The following is a 19,934-nucleotide window of genomic DNA, read 5'->3' as shown; positions in this document are numbered from 1 at the left end:
CGGGCTCACCTTCCCCGAAGGGCCTTTCGCGCCGCTTTCGTCGGCGCGGCTCCATAGAGCCGCTTGAGTTCGCGTGCCACCGCCTCGCGGATGGCGGCAGCGCCTTCCAGGCGGCTGAGCTCCCTGCACTCCATGATCGTCAGGTGGTCCTCCGGGCCCTCCCTGCGCGCGACGTCGCGGATGAGCCGCTGTCTGATTTCCGCGGCCCCTCGGAGGTCACCGGCCCGCTCGGTGCTCCGGGCGAGGGAGTTGCGCGCGTTGAATACCTCGTTGCTGTCCTCGCCGTGGACGCGGGCGAGATCGGGGATCAGTTCCTCCCACAGCCTCACCTCCTCAGCCCCCGGTGCCCAGAGGGACTGCTCCGCCAGTTCGCGGCGGGCGCCGAGGGTATCGGCGTGGTCCGTGCCGTAGACACGGGTGAGGTCGGCGACGAGCGCGCGCCAGCACGCGGCGGACCGGCCTGCGCCGCCGCAGGAACTCTGCGCTCGGGCCAGATTCCGGCGGGCGTCCAGGGTGTCCGGAGCATCGGGGCCATGTACCCGCCCCAGTTCGGGGACGAGATCGGCCCACAGTTGCGCGACGGCGAACTTCCCCATCCGTCTGCCACTCGCGACAGCGAGCTCCTCGCGCGCGGCGAGCGTCCGGGAGTGCGCCGGGGCTTCGGTGAGATCCGGCAGGAGCTCCCGCCACAGCCGCACGCCCGCGCCGGGCTGATCGTCGTCGATGTACTGCTGGAGCTGCCGCACCGCGTACGCGGCCAGCCGGCTGTCCGGGCCACCGAGACGCGTCGCGTCAGGGATGAGCCCGATCCAGACCGCCGCGGCTTCATCGTGTTCACCACTGTCCCGGGCGGCTTCGGCGAGTTCCTTGCGCGCGTCGAGAGCCCGCGCGTCCTCCCCGCCGTACGAGCGGACGAGATCGGCGGCCAGCTCGCGGCTCTGGTCCATCGACCCCTTCGTGTCCCCCTGCCGGGCGAGGGCGGCGATGAGCTTGGCTCGGGCTTCGAATGCCTGTGTGCTGGCCGGGCCGTATACGCTCACCAGCGCGACGGTCAATTCCTTCCGCAGCTCGACCACTTGAGGGGCAGCCCCGGACCGGTCGAGGCAGTTGGCGAGCTCCTGGCGGGCGAGCAGGGCGTCAGCGCTGTCGGCGCCCAGCTCCCCGGTCAGCTCGGAGATCACTTCCTGGAGAAGGTCCACCGCAGCGGCGTCCTTCCGGTAGCCCTTCCCGGCCTCCTCGGCGACCCGCAGGGCCCGCTGGAGACGGGCGGCGAGCGCGCCGGTCGCACGCCGCCCGGGGGACGGTCCGGCGGCTGGAGCCGTTTCGAGAGCCGGGGCCGTTTCGACGACCGGGGCCGTTTCGACGACCGGGGCCGTTTCGACGGCCGGGGCCTCCCGCAGGGTGGGGGTCCACACGCGGCGTGCCGCCCGCTCCGCACCGACAGGTGGCGCGCCCGGAGTGGGGAAAGCGTCGGCCAGGGCGAGGAGTCGGCCGCGGACTTCCGCGGCGCGGCTCGGCCGGTCGTCCGGAGCCTTCGCCAGCAGTTGGAGTACCAGGGCGTCCAGTGCCGGTGGAATGCCGGGCCGCAGGCTGCTCGGCGGGCGCGGCGCCTCGTGCACCTGCCGGTACATCACCGGCAGGTGATCGAGATCCTCCGGGAAGAGGCTTTCTCCCGTGAGCATGGCGAACAGCAGGCAGCCCAGCGCGTAGAGGTCCGTTCGGCCGTCGACCGCCGCGCCCGTGCACTGCTCGGGCGCCATGTACTGGGCGGTGCCGATGAGCCGCCCGGCGGTCAGATCCGTACCGGGTGCGGCATCCGTGCGGGTCACTCGGACGATGCCGAAGTCGACCAGCTTCACCAGCCCATGGGTGATCATGATGTTCGCCGGCTTGAGATCACGGTGGACGATGCGCACGTCCGGTGCGTGCAGGGCTTCCAGCGCGTGCGCGACCTGCGCGGCCCAGTGCAGTGCCTGCCGCGGCTCCGGGATGCCGTCGGCAGCCATCAGCTCGCTCAGGGACCGGCCCGGCACGAGCTGCATGACCACGTACTCCGTGGGCCGGCCGTCGACCCTTGTGCTGTTGTGGTCATGCACCGCCACGATGTGCGGGTGCACCAGCCGCCCAGCGGCCCTGGCCTCCCGGCTCAGCCGGGAGGCCATCTCCTCGCTCCCGCCGTCGCGGACGAGCTTGACGGCCACCGGACGGTCCATGGAGCGGTCCAACGCTGCCCAGACGTCGCCCATCCCGCCGCCGCCCAGTCTCCTGAGCAGCTCGTACCGGTCATCAAGCACCACCCCTGCCTGCACACATGCCCCCCATGCTCAACCCGTCGTCCGCGCTGCTGCCCGCCGGCCCGCTGGCTGTCGTCTACCGGACCGGGCGAAGGATGCCCGGAAAAACCCGGCCGAACCTGCCCGGCAGCGGAGCCCCCGTCACGCCCCCAGCAGCTTGCGCACCCGGTCCGCGCCCACCGCGAGCAGCAGCGTCGGCAGCCGGGGCCCGGTGTCACGGCTGACCAGCAGCTGGTAGAGCAGCACGAAGAAGGAGCGCTGCGCGACCTTGAGTTCGGGTGTCGGCTTGGCGTCCGGCGCGAGGCCGGAGCGTACCTTCGGCACGCCGTACACCAGCGCGGTGAGCCCTTCGAGCGACCAGTGCTCGTCCAGCCCGTCGAGCAGCAGCCGCAGTGACGCGCGCTGTTCGGCGCCGAGTCCGGCGAGCAGTTCCTCGTCCGGCGTCTCCCGCACGCGGGTGCGCTGGTCCTCGGGCACCTGGGTGGAGATCCAGCGCTCGGCGCGGTCCAGCCGGGGCCGGGTCTCCGCCAGCGAGCGGACCGGGTCGGCCGGGTCCAGCTCGCTGAGGATGCGCAGCGTCTGCTCCTCGGCGCCCGCCGTGATGTCGGCGACCGAGGCGAGCGTACGGAAGGGCAGCGGGCGCGGCGTGCCGGGCAGCGGTCCGGCGGCGGTGCTGGAGGCGCGCAGGTGCGCGGCGATGTCGGCGGGCTGCGCGGCTCCGTCGGCGATCTTGCGGACCAGGGCGTCCCACTCGTCGTAGGTGCGCTGGATCTCCTGGTCGAAGGCGACCTTGAAGGCCTGGTTCGGCCTGCGGCGCGCGTACAGCCAGCGCAGCAGCGGCACCTCCATGATCTCCAGCGCGTCGGCCGGGGTGGGCACGCCGCCCTTGGAGCTGGACATCTTGGCCATGCCGCTGATGCCCACGAAGGCGTACATGGGGCCGATGGGCTGGATGCCGCCGAAGATCTCGCGCACCAGTTGCCCGCCGACCACGAAGGACGAGCCGGGCGACTGGTGGTCGACTCCGCTGGGCTCGAAGGTCACGCCCTCGTACGCCCAGCGCATCGGCCAGTCGACCTTCCACACCAGCTTGCCGCGGCGATGCTCGCTCAGCAGCACCGTCTCGCGGTGGCCGCACCGGCACTCGTACGACAGCTCGGTGCTCTCGTCGTCGTAGGCGGTGACGGTGGTCAGGTCCCGGTCGCACGCGGTGCAGTAGGGCTTGTACGGGTAGTAAGCGCTGCCGCCCGAGCCGTCGTCCTCGGCCGCCGCGCCGGAGCCCTCGGCCGCCTCGACCTCCGCAGCGTCCTTCGGCTTCTGCTGCTTGCCCTTCTGCCCCTGCTGCCCCGGCTGCTTGGCGCCGGTGGCCTCCAGCGTGCGGTAGCGGTCCAGTACGGCGTCGATACGGGCCCGCTCGCGCATCGCGAAGAGGACCTGCTCGCGGTACTCCCCCGAGGTGTACATCCGCGTCTGGCTGATCCCGCGGTACTCCACACCCAGCTCGGCGAGCGAGTCCTCCATCGCGGCCTTGAAGTGCTCGCCCCAGCTGGCGTACGGGCTGCCGTGCGGCGCCGGGACGGAGGTCAGCGGCTTGCCGAGGTGCTCGCTCCAGGAGTCGTCCGCCCCCGCGACGCCGGCGGGGACCTTGCGGAACCGGTCGTAGTCGTCCCAGGAGATCAGGTGCTCGCACGGGACGCCGCGCCGCTTGATCTCGTCGGCGACCAGGTGCGGGACCATCACCTCGCGCAGGTTTCCCAGGTGGATCGGCCCGGACGGGCTGAGCCCCGACGCGCACACCACCTTCACCGGCTCCGCTTTCCCCTCGGCGCGGCGCTCCGCTTCGGCGATGACGTCATCGGCGATACGGGAGACCCAGTCGGCCTCGGGGGTGGTGTCCGCCACGTCCGGCACTTCCTTCTCTTTCCTCGCCGCCCCGCTGATCGGGCCGAGCGGCTGGCTGAGCGGTCTGACAGCCCCATTCTCCCATTCCGAAAACGCCTGGACGCCCCGTGGGATACTGGCGGAATCCTTTGCGCGCACCCGCGCCCGCCCGACGGAACGGTTAGCTCTTCATGACCTCGGTCCCTTCCCTCGCCGCCACGGTCCACCAGCGCCTCGCGGACGCCCTCTCGGCCGCCGTGCCGGAGGCCGCCGCCGCCGACCCGCTGCTGCGCCGAAGCGACCGGGCGGACTTCCAGGCGAACGGCATGCTCGCGCTCGCCAAGAAGCTGGGGGGCAACCCGCGCGAGCTGGCGGCGCGCGTCGTGGAGGCGCTGCCCGCGGGCACCGGGATCGAGTCCGTCGAGGTGTCCGGCCCCGGCTTCCTCAACATCACGCTCGCCGACGAGGCGATCATGCGGACGCTGGCCGCGCGCGCCGACGACGACCGGCTCGGTGTGCCGTACGCGCAGCACCCCGGGGTGACGGTCATCGACTACTCGCAGCCCAACGTGGCCAAGGAGATGCACGTCGGCCACCTGCGCTCCACGGTCATCGGGGACGCGGTGACGCAGATCCTGGAGCACCGGGGCGAGCGGGTGATCCGGCGGCACCACATCGGGGACTGGGGCACCCAGTTCGGCATGCTCATCCAGTACCTGATCGAGCACCCGCACGAGCTGGACCACGCCTCCGACGCGGCGGCCGGGGGGAGCGGCGAGGCGGCGATGGCCCGCCTCAACCGGCTCTACAAGGCCTCGCGGACGCGCTTCGACTCCGACGAGGAGTTCAAGGCGCGCGCCCGCGACCGGGTCGTGGACCTCCAGGCCGGCGACGCGCGGACGCGGGAGCTGTGGCACAAGATCGTCGACGAGTCGAAGATCTACTTCCGGGACGTCTACGCGCAGCTGGACGTCGAGATCCGGGACGCGGACGTCGTCGGCGAGAGCGCCTACAACGACGAACTCCAGCAGGTCGTGAAGGACCTGGAGGAGTCCGGTGTCGCGGTGCGCTCCGAGGGCGCGCTGTGCGTGTTCTTCGACGACGTCAAGGGCCCGGACGGCAAGCCGACCCCGCTGATCGTGCAGAAGTCCAACGGCGGCTTCGGCTACGCGGCGACGGACCTGGCGGCCGTCCGCGACCGCATCGGCGTCCTGCACGCCGACACCCTGCTCTACGTGGTGGACGCGCGGCAGGCCCTGCACTTCCGGATGGTCTTCGAGACCGCCCGCCGGGCGGGCTGGCTGCCCGAGGGCGTGGCGCGGCAGCTGCCGTTCGGCACGGTGCTGGGCAAGGACGGCAAGCCGTTCAAGACACGTGAGGGCGAGACCGTCCGGCTGGTCGACCTGCTGGACGAGGCGGTGGAGCGGGCGGCGGCCGTCGTGCGCGAGAAGAGCGGGAACCTGGGCCTGACCGAGGCGCAGATCCAGGAGCGGGCCACCGAGGTGGGCATCGGCGCGGTCAAGTACGCCGACCTGTCCAACTCCCTGACCCGGGACTACGTCTTCGACCTGGACCGGATGGTCTCCCTCAACGGGGACACCAGCGTCTACCTCCAGTACGCGTACGCCCGTACGCGGTCCATCCGGCGCAAGGCCGGGGAGGCCGCGCGGCCCGTGGCGCACCCCGAGCTGGCGCTGGCTCCGGCCGAGCGGGCGCTCGGGCTGCACCTGGACGCCTTCGCGGACACCCTGGCCGAGGCGGCGGAGGCGTACGAGCCGCACAAGCTGGCGGCGTACCTGTACCAGCTGGCGTCGCTGTTCACGGCCTTCTACGACAAGTGCCCGGTGCTGAAGGCGGAGGGCGGGCAGGTGCAGACGGAGAACCGGCTGTTCCTGTGCGAGCTGACGGCCCGCACGCTGCGCCAGGGCATGGCGCTGCTGGGCATCCGCACTCCCGCGGAGCTGTGAGCGCCGTGCGCCCCTGACCCGGCCGGGCCGAGGCGGTCCGGCCGGTGCCGTCCAGCCCGGCCGGGACGGAGCGGGGCGCGCGGCAGGCTCTCAGGCGGGCGGCGGGCCGTCCAGGATCACGAGGCCGTACCTGGCCAGGAGGTCGGCGTGCTCCGCGTCGCGGCGCGCGTCGGCGGGTCCGACGGACCGGAAGTAGCCCTCGACGGCGCCGGGGTTGTTGATGACGAGGACCTCCGCGGCCGACGTCACCGGCTCGAAGGTGTGCGGGACGAGACGGGGGCCGTAGGCGTACGCGCCGGCCTCGGCTTCGTGCACCTCGCAGGTGTCGAGCGAGGTCGAGCCGACCCAGAACCGGACGCGGCCGGAGAGCACCACCCAGCTCTCGTCCTCCCGGCTGTGGGTGTGCAGGGGCGGTGCGTCCCCGCGGCGCATGGTGAAGCGCAGGACGGTGGCCGCTCCGCCGGTCTCGGCGGACGTCACGACCTGCTCGTGCGTGGTGTCGTAGTAGCGGTAGGCCGTGCCGTCGCCCGGGTTCCGTATGAGGGCACTGCTCATGTCAGGTTCTCCCCATCCCCTTTCCCGGCGGGCGGTCCGAGGCGGCTGCCGTCGCACCGGGAGAATTTAGTTGACGATTCAATCATTACATCGCGCGGAGAGGCCCCGCCAGAGACGGCGGACACCTTGGCCGGATCTGCCCGCTCCGCCGCGTCAGTGGGCGTGCCGAATCCGGTCGCGGTCCTCGGCCAGGCGCGCAGTCTCGAACGCCACCAGCCCGGCCATCGCCACCGCGAGCACCGCGAGCGTGGCCACCGCCGGGATGTGCGGCCCGATCAGCAGCAGCGGCAGCAGGGCGACGGCCAGCACCCCCCGCGCCGCGTTCAGCACCCGCAGGACCCGCCAGACGAACAGGACGTGCGCCAGCAGATACAGTGTCACGCCGCAGACCAGCGCGATCAGGGGAACGCCCGTCAGCGCGTCGGCGAGGTCGTGGTGCGCGGTGTCCCCGACGTACTCCAGCACCTTCTTCAGCCCCAGCGCGAGCAGCACCACGCCACCGATCAGCGGCAGGTGCAGATAGCTGTACGCGTCCCGCGCCAGCCGTGGCCGCTCCGCCTCCGAGGCAGCCGCGAAGGCCTGTTCGACCAGCAGCGAGGTCACGTCGAAGTACGCCCACCACAGGGCGGAGGCCAGCACCAGACCGAGCACGGCGGCGCCGACGATCGGCCAGGAGATGGGGTGTTCGGCCATCCCCACGCCGATCGCCACGATCGACTCCCCCAGCGCGATGATCAGGATGAGCCCGTGCCGCTCGGCGAAGTGCCCGGCCGAGCGGATGCGCCAGCCGCGCGCGCCGCCCAGCCAGTTGCCCAGGTAGTCGCAGGCCAGCGCGGCCCCCCACAGCGCCGTCTGCGCGTCGCCCCGGTTCTCCGCCGCGATCAGCAGCAGCACCGTCGCCGACAGCATGGCGGGCGAGAACCGCAGCAGCTGCCCGCGGAGCCCCGGGTCCCCGGCGGCGACGAACCAGAACAGCAGCAGGTGCACGGCGCGGAAGAGGAAGTAGCAGACGGCGACGACCACCGGCCCGTCCACGCCGCCCGGGGCGTCGTCGAACGCCTCCGGGATGGCCAGGGCCAGCACGAACATCACGGTCATCCCGGTGAGCATCGCCAGCCGGGCGGCTCCCTCGTCCGCGCGCACCACGTTGCCCAGCCACGAGTAGCACACCCAGCTCCACCACAGCAGCCCGAAGATCAGCGCCCCGCGCAGCACCCCGTGCCAGGTCAGGTCCTCGGCCATGAACGCGGTGACGCCCGTCAGCGCGAACACGAACACCAGGTCGAAGAAGAGCTCCAGCGGGGTCACCCCGCCGCCCTCGTACTGCTCCTCGAAGCGCTTCAGCCCACGGGTCCCGTTCACGGCGATAGCGTGACATACGGTACGGATCGGCGACGCGGGGCGCGTCCGGCCGAGCGGCGGGTCACCGGCGGGCGGGCGGCAGAGGGGGGCAGCCGGGGGGGCAGAGGGGCGACGGGCGGGACGCGCGGCTGTCGGCCGAACCGGTGGCCGCCGCTGGCGTACGGATGACCCGCGAGCCGACCCCGGCGCGCTCGCCCGTGCGAGCCGCGCCGCTGCGTAGCGTGCCAGGCGCCGCCACGGCCCCCGCCAACGGCCCCCACCGCGTCCCGCCCGCCGAGAGGACTCCCGCATGCCCCCGCAGCCGACCCGCCGCACCGCCCTGCACGGCCTCGCCGGTCTCGCGGGGGCCGCCGGACTCGCGGCGGCCTCCACCGCGGTGACCGGCTTCCACCCGGCGACCCGCGCCTGGGCCACCGACCGCGGCACCGACGGCCCCCGGCCGCCCGCCCGGCTCGCGGACCTCCCGCCGCTGGACGGGACGCTGCGCACCGACGACGCCGCCCTCGCCGCCGCGGCCGACGACTACGGCCACCTCGTCCACCGGACGCCGTGGGCCGTGCTGCGGCCCGGCTCGGTCGACGACGTGGTCGCGATGGTCCGCTTCTGCGGCCGCCACGGGATTCCCGTCGCGCCGCGCGGCCAGGGCCACATGACGCACGGCCAGGCACAGACCGAGGCGGGCCTCGTCATCGAGACCACCCCCTTCGCGCACATCGGCCCCGTGCGGCGGGGCACGGTGACGGTCGGCGCGGGCGCCAAGTGGAGCGAGGTCACCCGGGCCACGCTCGCGTCGCACGGGCTGACCCCGCCCGTCTTCACCGACTACCTCGAACTCTCCGTCGGCGGCACCCTCTCCGTCGGCGGGATCGGCGGCCAGACCCACCGGCACGGCGCCCAGACGGACACGGTGACCGCGCTCCAGGTGGTGACCGGGGCGGGCGAACTCGTGCACTGCTCACCCACCCGGCACGCCGGCCTCTTCGACGCGGTCCGCGCGGGCCTCGGGCAGTGCGCGATCATCGTCGGCGCCACCCTCCGCCTCGTCCGCGCGCCCCGCACCGTACGGCACTACCTGCTGCCGTACGCGGACCTGGGCACCTTCCTGGCCGACCAGCGCCGCCTGGTCGAAGAGCGCCGCTTCAGCTACGTCGAGGGACAGGTGGCGCCCGACGGGTCCGGCGCGTACCGCAGCTACTTCATCGAGGCCGTCGCCTACGGGCCGCCCGCCGGGCCGGTCCCCGACGACGCCCGGCTGCTGCGCGGCCTGCGCCACGACCCGGGCGGCACGCAGATCCAGGACCTGGACTACTACGACTTCCTGGACCGGCTCGGCCCCGTCATCGCCGGGCAGCGCGCCGCGGGCACCTGGGACTACGCGCACCCGTGGCTCAACCTGCTGCTGCCCGGCACGGCGGTGCGGCCCCTGGCGGAGGACTTCCTCGCCCGCCTCACCCCGGAGGACGTCGGGCCGGGCGGCGTCGTCCTCCTCTACCCGCTGCAACGCGAGCGCCTGCGCACGAAACTGCTGCGCGTACCCGACGACCCGGCCCCCTACCTGCTCGCCGTCCTCCGCGCCTGCGAGCCGGACGACACGGCCACCGTGCGGCGCCTCCTGGCGGCCAACCGCCAGGCGTACGAGACGGTGCGCAACCGGGGCGGCAAGCAGTACCCGGTCGGCTCCGTTCCCTTCCACCGCCGGGACTGGCGCGACCACTACGGCCGCACGTGGCCGCTCGTAGCCACAGCACGGCGCCGCTTCGACCCGCACGGCATCCTCACCCCGGGCCAGCGGATCTTCGTCTAGGCCCGGTCAGCCCTCGCCTGTCCGCGGAAGGCCGGGCAGGTCGCCCGTACCGTCCCGAGCACCGATCCACGCCGCCAGGGCGACCGGGTCCGGCAGCGTGCCCGTGGCAGCTGAGATATGGGCATGGACGGCTCGGACGACCTCCGGTCGGTGAGTCAGCGCTCGTGCGGCCATGACTGGGTCGGGCATCTCGGACAAGCCCGCAGCACTCGGCCTGCGCAGAGCAAGGCCAAGTCGCGCCCAAGGTTCCTCCCGACGCGGCCACCGCATCACCTGGCCGACGGACAGATCAATCGCGGTGCCGAGATCACCGAGAATGCGCGCCCGGTCGGCGGCATCGATCCCGCCTTCGAGGACGCCACGGAGCAGTGGATCGACCGCTGCGCGACAAAGCATTGACGTGTAGGCGTGTAGCCGGGCGGTAGCGCCGTCACGGTAGAGATCGCCGCCGAAGTTCGAGCGGGGCGGACGGGACGCTCCGGACGCCCAGGCTTCGGCCAGCTCGGCGACGGCCGCGGCGTCCGGTGACAGGTAGTGCAACCGCCAGCGACAGCGGTGGGCCACGACAGCCTCGACGGCGAGGGTCGCCACGTCGTCGGGCACGGCCGGATGATCCGTCCAGGTCGTGGCACTGTCCCCCATCATGGCGACGAACTCACCCCCTGCGGTCGTGAGCCGAGGGGATGAACGCAATACCTCGTAGGCATCCCAGGTCTGCGTACGCCAGTGGACCAGCTGGAACTGGGCCCGTCGCCGCACCTCGTCATCGTCGGCCTCATGGGTGAGCCGCCGCCAGAAGTCGACCACGCCGAAGTAGGCGAAGACGCCGTGGAAGTAGCCGTACAAGGGACGCGGGTCATCACGCCATGGGGCGTAGAACAACTCGCCGGTTCCCTCCTCCACCTCGTCCCCGTCCTCGTCGAACAGGTTGTGGGAGTCCATGACCGCGTTCAGCTTCATGTGCCGGAACTCGTGGACGAGGGAGGCCGCGAAGTCGACATGGCCGGGTGGTTCGGTGATCACTGCGCCGCCGAACGCCTCACTGGACGACACCGAGAACACGGAGCCACTTCGCGTCTTCGACCGGGGCGTGACAGCGGTGAGGGCCATCGCGAGCGCCTTTGCCTGCCGACGGTCAACTCGCCTCAGCAGGGCACCCGCGTGTCGAGTCAGACGCTGCCAGTCGTCGACCTCGGACAGCTCCAGGCGGCGTGGCGCCACCGGCCCGGCCGTTTCCCGATGAGGGTCCAGGTCGTCGAGGACGAAGGCGAATCCGCCGTCGCCGGAAAGAGTGGTCACCCGCCGAACCGGGAGCCATCCGTCGGGGGAGGAGTCGCCCGACGCCGGAAGCCGCACCCGAGCATCCACTGCGCTGATCACGACGGTGTCGCCGGCGGCTTCGACACGGGCGGTGGCGCTCCTGGCCGAGCGCAGGTCAGCGGCGCCCAGCGTGGGTAGATAGGCGAAACCTTCGCGCAGTGGGACGGGGAGGGAGAACGTGAGACCTGCTCTGACGGCCGCCGCCGCCGCAATGGAGTGCACATGAGAAAGGTCCGTCATCGGCGGGACAGGTGACGTCTGCGACATCTGAGGAAGAGCAAACAGGACTTGCAGGTTTCGGCTCATCCAGCGGCCGACAGCCGGATGAAGCAGAACTTCAGCAACCGCCTTGGGGTCAGCTCGATGGGCAGCCAGAAGAAGGCTCCGGACGGGACCGGCTTGCAGCGGCACATCCGAAGCGTGGATCGCCAACGCTTCCATCTGATGGAGGAGTTCCCCCAGTGCGAGCGTGCGCACACCTAGCTGTTGATTGCGCAGAGACGAGATCAGGGCCCTGTTCTCCCTGCCCATGGCCAGCTTGCGCACGGCGCCCTTGTCGATGGTGAGAGGCAGCGTCGTGTGCTCGAACAGCTCTGGTCCGGTCTCGCTGCGAGGCGCAGGACGATAAGTGCGGGGGACCCACCCACCACCTGACACCCCCGCCTCGTCTGATGAATCGCCACCTCGGGATTGACGCGGCAGGGCGAACCGCGCTACCAGCCGGGCCGACGCCGTCGGTTGGGCCTGTAACCCCTGGCCGCAGAGAGCTTCCTCGAAGGAGAACCCCGTCAGATCGGCCACACCGGTCGACGGACCATCCTGGTTGTCCACTGGTTCGTCCATGTACGTGTCTCCTCGTGGTGCTTTCGCACCGCCGGGGCCAACGGACGCCCCACCAGGGTCCGTCACAGCAGGCAAAGGAGCGCCCTCCCGATCGAGTTCGGTGAGCACCGCCGCGAGATTGGCTGCGCAGACCGCGACATGGGGGTGGTGCTCGCCAAGACGTCGCCTGACGGCCTCCAGCACGACGCGGAAGTGGTCCGCGGCGAGTTCGGGGCGTCCGAGCAGGTGCCACACCGTCGCGAGTTCGTGCTGGGCAGCGAGGGCATTCGGATGGTTCGGCCCGAACTGGCGCTTCCAAATCTCCCAGACGTCAGTGAACTCTTCCTTCGCCCGTTCCAGCAGAGTCGGATCGGACTCGTGGTCCCGCACGGTCCGGGCACGTTCGTGCCGGGCGAGGAGCACAAGGGGGTGATCGGCTGCCAACGCGGCGAGGGCATCCCGCACGACGTCCTCGGCGAGGCGCTCCGCTTCCGCAGCCCGTCCTGCCTCACGCAGCGTGCGCACGAGATCGGCGCCGACAGTGAGAGTGTCCGAGTCGCCGTCACCGGCGATGCTCCGGGTCCGCCGATAGACGTCACCCAACTCGGTGGCGGCCTCCTGGAGATGGCCTCTTCTGTATGCGAGCAAGGCCAGTTCATGGCGGATTCGCAGAATGCCACGTGGATCGGACTGCGAGTCACGCAATCGCATGGCGAGTGACGCACGCAGTTCGGCCTCGGCTTCCTCGTACCGCCCAAGGATGCGTAGCGTGCGCGCCCGACCGGAGCGGGCCGAGGGCACGAAGGGATGCCCTTCCGGCAAGCCACGCTCTCCCCGCCTGATCAGTTCCTGGTAGAGCGCATCCGATTCCCTCAAATCGCCGTTGAGGCGCAGCGCCCAGGCGAGGTCGAGCTGGACTGCGATCTTCGCGGGGTGGTCGTCACCAGGCAGCCGCTCCCTCGCGGCACCGACGGAGCTCAGCTCGGAGATGGCCTCACCGTACATACCCAGGTAGATGTAGTACCGCCCCACACGAGCCGCGGGCTCTGTGGCTGCCATGACCACACCCGCGTCCACGGCGACACTGTGCTCGCATGCGGCAAGCAGGGTGCGGGCGGAGACACAGTGTGGCGCGAAAGCCCACCACAGCGGCCAGTCAGCCTGCCTGCCCTCCTCCAGGGAATGGGTACTCCGTCGCAGAAGGGCCGTGACGAGGCCGAGTATCTGCGGTGTTCGTGCGGTGAAGTCGACATGGACCCTGCTGGCCGCACGAACCAGCGGATGAATGGTGAGCCATCTCGTCGGCGACCTGCGGTGCATGTCCGGGGCGTCCCGCACTGCTTCGATGTTGATCAACTTCAGCCCGGCCAGACCGCGTAGTGCCGCATGGAGCCGTGTCTGCGACGCGTCGGGGAAGAGACCGCTGTCAGCAAGTGATCTCGGATGGAGAAGCTCCTGGTACGGAATGGGAGCCGGCCCAAGGGCGGAAAGCAGCCGCAGAAGCGGACGGGCCAGATCGCTTCCTTGCCGGTGCAACAGGTCGAGGGACAGTTCCCACGTGCTCATCAGCGTACGTCGTGCCCGCTCGTCCGGGCCCAGATCCATGTCCGGATCCGAGGTCACGTCGGCCAGACGTGCACCGAGCGTGCGACGGTAGGCCGTGAACGTAGCCGGTGTCGAAGGCGACGGCCAAGGATCCTCCAGCGCCCGCGCCAGATACGAACCAGCGAGGTCGATGGCGAGCGGCAGCCCCCCTAGGTCATCTGCGAGTTCCCTGGCCTCCTGGACCGTCCCCGCCCGCGGCGCCAAGTCGAGCAGCACGTCAGCACCGTCCTCGCTGGAGAGCAGATCGACACCGACCATCCGGACCCAGCGCCCCCACCTTTCGGGACGTGACTCACGGCTGGTGATCAGCACGGTTCCCCAGGGACGGGCGGGTGGTCGCAGCCAGCCGAGGCCGTCTGCCGCACGGGTGTCTTCCGCTGCGAGCACAGCCGGGTCGTCAACGTTGTCGAGGACCAGCAGCCAGGGAGTAGCGAGACTGTCGAGGTGCTTCCACAGCACATCCGCCGGGTGAGCCCCGATGAAGTCGGCAGCGCGTGCACCCAAGGAGAAAGCCACGGATCGCAGAGCCGAAGACAGGCTTTCGGCGTCCGTTCCGGAAACCCACCACACCCGTGTTGAGGCCGCCGTGAGCTGGTGGGCCGTCTCCAGCGCGACGGAGGTCTTGCCGCACCCACCCATCCCTGCGAGCAGCCGGACCCCCGGCAACCCCCGCTCTCCAACGGCACGCCGGGTTGCGGACTCGGTCAGTTCAGCCACCAGGCTGTCGCGACCTCTCAGCCGGTCAGACGCCACCCTGCGCTGCGGCACCGCCAGGGGGACAGACACTTCTGTGTACGGAGACTGCGCGAACGAGGGGCTTGCGTAGGCCGGTCCGTTCAGCCCTGGGACGGAGCCGGCTTCGAAGGGGAGCTGACATGCATTCCTCCACTCACGTTGATCACGCCAGCAGAGACGGACCCGTTGTCGGCCCGGAAGAGGGGGTCACCCTCGATGGCCGAGCCCGCAGCCCCGGCGGTTGCACCGCCGTGCGGCACAGATCTCCCCAGTACGCCACGCAATCGCTCCGCAGCCTGTTCCCGCTGCGCCCCGTCAAGTGCCTCAAACGCCGCTTCGAAGCGATCCTGCCAGGCGGCCACCTGGCGGATTCGGACGCGCTCCGCCTCGGTCGGCTCGGCAGTCCGCATGGCGATCGCCGTCTGCTCCAGCCGCTCCAGCTCCGCCCGCTCACGCTCCTCATCACCCCCACCGAACCAGTGTGCAGCGGCCTCACGCACCCCTCCCCAGGCGTCCGTACCGGCTGCCGCCACCACCGCCGTCCCACCTGAAGCCGCCAACGCCAACAGCACTTGGTCGAGCATCCTGCCCCCCTTCGCCGTGAACCCTTTACGACGATAGCGACGAAGAGCGGGACAACGTCAGCGAACTGACAGAATCACGACGACGTGAGGCGGGGCTTCCCCCGCCGTCAGACCCGCCCCGGAACCGGTTGGTCAGCCCGTACGGGTGGGGGCGGGTGTGCCCGGGGGAAGCGCGGCGCGCAGTTCACGCACCAGGGCGCGCACGGCAGCGGACCGGGCCAGCTCCGGCGTGGTGACGTAACCGACCTCGCGCGTCGGGCGCGCGGGTCCGAGGTCGCTGATCCCGACCGACTCCCCCGCGTCCGCCAGCGAGAGCGCGGGCATGATCGCCATCCCGTGCCCCCCGCTCACCAGGGACAGCACCGCCCCGTCGTCCTCGGCCTCGACCGTCGCCGCCGGAATCCAGTCCTGGGCGGCCCACCAGTCGCGGGTGTACGAGGAGCAGTGCTCGGGCCAGTCGACCAGCGGCAGCGAGCGCGGGGCGGCGTGGCCCGCCGGATGCGCCAGGGCGTACGGCTCCACCAGGAGCGCGGCCGTGACGAGGCCGGGCGGCAGCGGCGTGGAGCCGCCGAGCGTGGCGATGGCCACGTCGGCCTTCCCCGCGGCCACTTCACCCGCGGTGCCGGGGCCCACCTCGCGGACGATCCGCACCTGCGGCTCAAGCTGCGGATGCCGGGCGCGCAGCCGCTCCAGCACCGGGGGCAGCAGGTGGAGGGCCGCGCTGCGGAACGCCGCGATCCGCAGCGGCCCCTCCACCGCGTCGGGCCGGGCCGCGCCGCGCGCCTCGGCGGCGAGGACTTCCAGCAGCCGCAGGACGCGGCGGGCGTACGCGGCGGCCTGCGCCCCGGCAGCGGTCGGGCGGGCGCCCGTACGGCCGCGGTCGAAGAGGACGGCGCCGATCTTGCGCTCGCTGCCCCGCACCGAGTGGGAGACCGCGGACTGGGTCAGCCCGAGCCGCTGCGCGGCGGCCGAGAAGCCGCCGGAGTCGGCGACCGCCACCAGGACCCGCAGCTCGTGCGGCGCGAGATCGGCGTCTGTCGTACCGGCCACGGGGCGCTCACCTCCATGTATGAGAACTGCTCATGCAAGAGTACGTCGCATGAGCCCCACGGGCTGCCCACGGGCCGGCGCCCGTCCTAGCGTTCCGTCCATGAACGAGACCGCGCTCACCGTGTACCAGACCGCCCGGCCCCACGGCTTCCCGACCGCCGGGCACTTCGCCTTCGCCGAGTCCGCACTCCCCGAACCCCCGCCCGGCGGCGCGCTCGTGGAGAACCTCTACTGGTCCGTCGACCCCTACCACCGCGAGCTGATGGACGACGTGCCCGGCGCCTTCGCGCTCGGCCGCCCCCTGGAGGGGCGCACCATCGGGCGGGTCGTCGCCTCACGCACGGACCAGCTGGCCGAGGGCGAGATCGTCTTCCACCGGCACGGCTGGCGCACCCACGCCCTGGTCACCCCCGACGAGATCCGGCGCCTGCCCGCGCTCGAGGGCGTGCCCCTGTCCGCGCACCTGAGCCTCCTCGGCGGCACCGGGCTGACCGCGTACGTGGCCCTGACCCGGATCGCCCGGCTCCAGGAGGGCGAGGACCTGTTCGTGTCGGGCGCCGGCGGCGGGGTCGGCACCGCGACCGCGCGGTTCGCCCGGCTGCTGGGCGCCGGGCGGCTCGTGGGCAGCGCGGGCTCGGCGGCGAAGGCCGCACACCTGGTGCGGGAGGTGGGGTACGACGCCGTCTTCGACTACCACGACGGGCCCGCCGACGAGCTGCTCGGCAAGGCCGCACCCGGCGGCTTCGACGTGTTCGTCGACAACGTCGGCGGCGAGCAGCTGGCCGCCGCGGTGGGCGGGCTGCGCGAGTTCGGGCGGATCGTCCGCGTCGGCACCATGAGCGAGTACAACACCCCGAACCCATCCGCGCCGCGCATCAACCACTCCGAAGTGGTGGAGAAGAGCCTCCGCATGGAGGGGTTCCTGGTCCGCAACTACCAGGATGTGCAGGAGGAGTTGTACGAGTTCGCCGTGCCGCATCTGCACAGCGGGCGGCTCGCGCTGGACGAGACGGTGGTCGACGGGTTCGAGCACATCGTGGACGCGTTCCTGGGCATGCTGCGCGGGGAGAACACCGGGAAGATCATCGTGCGGAGCGACGCGCGCTGACGGCAGTGTCCGTGCCCGTGACCGCACCCGTGCCCGCCGTCCACGTCACCCCGGCGGCGGGCCCGCCGCCAGGGCAAGCCGGACCACCGCGTTGCGCAGGGGCGCCATGCCCGGGGTGTGCACCGCCCGGTTGAGCAACCGCGCGCCGCGCGCCATGCGCTGGGTCGGGCGACGGCGCAACGCGTCGTACGCCGCCAGCGCGTCCGCGACCGCCCGGTGCGTGGTCAGCTCGCGGGCCAGCGCGACGCCGTCGACCAGCGCCTCGCACGCGCCGCGCCCCAGGTCGGGGGTCATGGCGTGGGCGGCGTCGCCGATGAGGGCGATGCGTCCGCTGACGTAGCTGGGCAGCGGCCGGGCGAGGTCGTGCAGGTCGTGCCGCAGCACCTCGGCGCCGCCGTCCTTGCCGAGTTCGTCCAGTACGCGGCGTACGCCGGGGTGCCAGTCGCCGAAGCGGGCGCGCAGCACGGCGAGTTCGCCGCCGGGGGCCGGGGCGTGCGCGGGGGCGCGGACGCAGGCGAACCAGTTGGTGCGGCCCACCGCGTGCGGGGTGGTGCCGAAACGCGCCGCGGTGCTCCAGGTCTCCTCGACGCGGGAGGTGTCCCCGTCGACCGTGCCGCGCCAGCAGGTGACGCCCGTGTACCGGGTGCCGTACTCGTCACCGAACAGCAGCGTGCGGGACCGGCTGTGCAGTCCGTCGGCGGCGATCACCACGTCATGGCCGGTCAGCCGGCGTATGTCGGAGACCGGCGCGCCGAAGCGGATCACGCCGTCCGCCAGCAGCGGGGCGGCGAGCGTGCGGAGCAGGGGTGCACGGGAGATCAGGTGCACGGTGTCGCCCGTCCGCCGCTTCATCCGGGCGACGTCGACATCCGCGATGCGGCTGCCGTCGGCCCGCACGATCCCGCCGCCGGACTGGGCCCGGCCCAGGCTGCGGACGGTGTCGCCGAGCCCGAGGGCGTCGAGCGCCTGGAGCGCGGTGGGCCAGATGCCGAGGGCGGTGCCGGTCTCCGGCAGCCCGTCGGCACGCTCGCGCACCTCGACGTCCCAGCCGTGTGCGCGCAGGTGAAGGGCGGCGGCGAGCCCGCCGATGCCGCCGCCGACGATGATCGCTGAATGAGCCATGCCCGTAGGGTACTATTTTTATAGTGCTCGCGGAGAAGCAGGCTGCCGACCCCGCGCGGACCCCGACGAAGCGACGAACCACAGACCGGAACGCGAGGAGTGCGCCGATGCCCGGCAGACGCGAGGAGGCCCTGGACGCGGCGGTCGAGGTGCTGGGCAGCGGCGGACTGCGCAGACTGACCCACCAGGCGGTGGACCAGGCCGCAGGCGTGCCGGCGGGCACCACGTCCAACCACTTCCGCACCCGGGACGCCCTGATCGACGGCGTCGTCGCCCACCTGGAGGCCCTCGACCACCGCGACTGGGAGGCGTTCGCGGGCCCGTGGGCGGCGGAGCCGGACGCGGACGCCCTCGCGGCGGCCCTCGCCCGCATCGTCCTGCACCTCCTCGGGCCGGGCCGCGCCCGGACCAGCGCCCGGTACGCACTGCTGCTGGAGGGCATCACCCGGCCCTCCGTACGCGCACCGCTCACGCGCGGCCGGAACGCGCTGACCGTGTGGGGCGCGGAGTGGCTGCGGGAGCTGGGGTCACCTGCGCCCGTGGCGCACTGCCGGAGCCTGTTCGACTACCTGGACGGGCTGATGCTGCACCAGATCGGCATGCCGGAGGAGCCGTTCGACCCGGAGCCCGCGATCCGCACCGTCCTCACCGCCTTCCTGCCCGCCCCGGGGCGGGCCTGAGGCACGGGCGGGACACCTCCCGCCCGGACCACCCCACCCAAACCCCCCGAGGGAGCCCGCCCATGACGCAATCCGCACCACCCGTCACCCTGGACGACGTCCGCGAGGCCGCCGCGCGGCTCAAGGGCGTCGCACACCGTACGCCCGTGCTGCGCTCACGCACCCTGGACGAACTCGTGGGCGCTCAGGTCTTCCTCAAGTGCGAGAACTTCCAGCGCATCGGCGCGTTCAAGTTCCGCGGCGCCTACAACGCCGCCTCCCGGCTGTCCCCGGAGCAGCTGGCCAGGGGCGTCGCCGCGTACTCCTCGGGCAACCACGCACAGGCCGTCGCACTCGCCGCGCGGGAGCTGGGCAGCACGGCCGTCATCCTGATGCCCGAGGACACCCCCCGCTCCAAGCGGGAGGCCACCGCCGGGTACGGCGCGGAGGTCGTCACCTACGACCGCTACACCGGCGACCGGGCCGCCCTCGGCGCGGCCCTGGCCCAGGAGCGCGGCCTGGCGCTCATCCCGCCGTACGAGCACCCGCACGTGATCGCCGGACAGGGCACCGCCGCCCTGGAACTGGTCGAGGAGGCGGGCGAACTCGACGCGCTGGTGGTACCGGTCGGCGGCGGCGGACTCATCGCCGGGAGCGCCACGGCCGTGAAGGGGCTGCGGGAGGGTATCCGCGTGATCGGTGTCGAGCCGGAGTCGGGGGACGACACCAAGCGGTCCCTGGAGGCGGGCGCACGCGTCTCCGTCCCCGTCCCGCGCACCATCGCGGACGGCCAGGCCATCAACACGCCGGGCGAGCTGACCTTCTCGGTCAACCGGCGACTGGTCGACGGGATCGCGCTCGTCAGCGACGACGAGATCCGCGGGGCGATGCGGCTGGCCTTCGAACGCCTCAAGATCGTGGTCGAACCCAGCGGGGCGACGGGCCTGGCGGCGCTGCTCTCCGGACGGGTCGACCGGGCCGGGGCGACTCCGCCTCGCATCGGCGTCATCCTCTCCGGCGGCAACATCGCGACGGACCGCTTCGCGCAGCTCTGCGCGCGCTGACC

At 72.2% G+C, this 19,934-nt stretch carries 13 protein-coding genes; 5 read left to right on the top strand and 8 right to left on the bottom strand.

Going from position 1 to position 19,934, the window contains the following annotated elements; all coding sequences use genetic code 11:
- Nucleotides 1-5: 5 nt before the first annotated feature.
- Together H299_RS0118245 and lysS are read right to left on the bottom strand one after the other, a co-directional pair.
- Entirely contained in the window at nt 6-2,294 is a 2,289-nt protein-coding gene (locus H299_RS0118245) for a protein kinase domain-containing protein (RefSeq protein ID WP_158692350.1), read from the bottom strand.
- 141 nt (nt 2,295-2,435) lie between these two features.
- Nucleotides 2,436-4,196, bottom strand: coding sequence for a lysine--tRNA ligase (lysS, locus tag H299_RS0118240; RefSeq protein ID WP_027749567.1), 1,761 nt, complete (start codon nt 4,194-4,196; stop codon nt 2,436-2,438).
- Nucleotides 4,197-4,366: 170 nt separating this feature from the next.
- Between lysS and argS the strand changes: the two genes are divergently transcribed.
- Nucleotides 4,367-6,142: an arginine--tRNA ligase gene (argS, locus tag H299_RS0118235; RefSeq protein ID WP_027749566.1), complete on the top strand. Its 1,776-nt coding sequence runs from the start codon at nt 4,367-4,369 to the stop codon at nt 6,140-6,142.
- Nucleotides 6,143-6,232: 90 nt separating this feature from the next.
- On the opposite strand, the gene H299_RS0118230 is transcribed toward argS, so the two are convergent.
- Together H299_RS0118230 and H299_RS0118225 are read right to left on the bottom strand one after the other, a co-directional pair.
- Nucleotides 6,233-6,697: a cupin domain-containing protein gene (locus H299_RS0118230; protein WP_027749565.1), complete on the bottom strand. Its 465-nt coding sequence runs from the start codon at nt 6,695-6,697 to the stop codon at nt 6,233-6,235.
- Between the two features lie 153 nt (nt 6,698-6,850).
- Nucleotides 6,851-8,059: a low temperature requirement protein A gene (locus tag H299_RS0118225; RefSeq protein ID WP_199782467.1), complete on the bottom strand. Its 1,209-nt coding sequence runs from the start codon at nt 8,057-8,059 to the stop codon at nt 6,851-6,853.
- Nucleotides 8,060-8,348: 289 nt separating this feature from the next.
- On the opposite strand from H299_RS0118225, the gene H299_RS0118220 reads away from it, so the two are divergent.
- Nucleotides 8,349-9,863: an FAD-binding protein gene (locus H299_RS0118220; RefSeq protein WP_027749563.1), complete on the top strand. Its 1,515-nt coding sequence runs from the start codon at nt 8,349-8,351 to the stop codon at nt 9,861-9,863.
- A 6-nt stretch (nt 9,864-9,869) separates the two neighbouring features.
- Here H299_RS0118220 and H299_RS34875 read toward each other — a convergent pair whose 3' ends face one another.
- The 3 genes from H299_RS34875 to H299_RS0118205 form a co-directional block, all read right to left on the bottom strand.
- On the bottom strand, nt 9,870-14,327 hold the full coding sequence (locus tag H299_RS34875) for an aKG-HExxH-type peptide beta-hydroxylase (RefSeq protein ID WP_158692349.1): 4,458 nt from the start codon (nt 14,325-14,327) through the stop codon (nt 9,870-9,872).
- Nucleotides 14,328-14,446: 119 nt separating this feature from the next.
- The gene (locus H299_RS0118210; RefSeq protein ID WP_027749562.1) at nt 14,447-14,929 is read right to left on the bottom strand and encodes a hypothetical protein; all 483 of its coding nucleotides are present in this window, start codon (nt 14,927-14,929) and stop codon (nt 14,447-14,449) included.
- Nucleotides 14,930-15,061: 132 nt separating this feature from the next.
- Nucleotides 15,062-15,979 carry a LysR family transcriptional regulator gene (locus tag H299_RS0118205; RefSeq protein ID WP_027749561.1) on the bottom strand — a complete coding sequence of 306 codons (918 nt, stop codon included), beginning with the start codon at nt 15,977-15,979 and terminating at the stop codon, nt 15,062-15,064.
- Between the two features lie 100 nt (nt 15,980-16,079).
- Between H299_RS0118205 and H299_RS0118200 the strand changes: the two genes are divergently transcribed.
- On the top strand, nt 16,080-17,087 hold the full coding sequence (locus H299_RS0118200) for an MDR family NADP-dependent oxidoreductase (RefSeq protein ID WP_027749560.1): 1,008 nt from the start codon (nt 16,080-16,082) through the stop codon (nt 17,085-17,087).
- 45 nt (nt 17,088-17,132) lie between these two features.
- Here H299_RS0118200 and H299_RS0118195 read toward each other — a convergent pair whose 3' ends face one another.
- Nucleotides 17,133-18,209: an FAD-dependent monooxygenase gene (locus H299_RS0118195; protein WP_027749559.1), complete on the bottom strand. Its 1,077-nt coding sequence runs from the start codon at nt 18,207-18,209 to the stop codon at nt 17,133-17,135.
- A 107-nt stretch (nt 18,210-18,316) separates the two neighbouring features.
- Here H299_RS0118195 and H299_RS0118190 point away from each other — a divergent pair, with 107 nt between their 5' ends.
- Both H299_RS0118190 and H299_RS0118185 read left to right on the top strand, forming a co-directional pair.
- Nucleotides 18,317-18,889: a TetR family transcriptional regulator gene (locus H299_RS0118190; protein WP_027749558.1), complete on the top strand. Its 573-nt coding sequence runs from the start codon at nt 18,317-18,319 to the stop codon at nt 18,887-18,889.
- Nucleotides 18,890-18,951: 62 nt separating this feature from the next.
- A complete protein-coding gene (locus H299_RS0118185; RefSeq protein ID WP_027749557.1) occupies nt 18,952-19,932 on the top strand; it encodes a pyridoxal-phosphate dependent enzyme in 981 nt (326 codons plus the stop codon).
- Nucleotides 19,933-19,934 lie beyond the last annotated feature (2 nt).

Source organism: Streptomyces sp. CNH287 (assembly GCF_000424825.1).
Note: the sequence above shows the minus strand (reverse complement) of the source record. Positions and strands in the feature narration are given on the sequence as shown.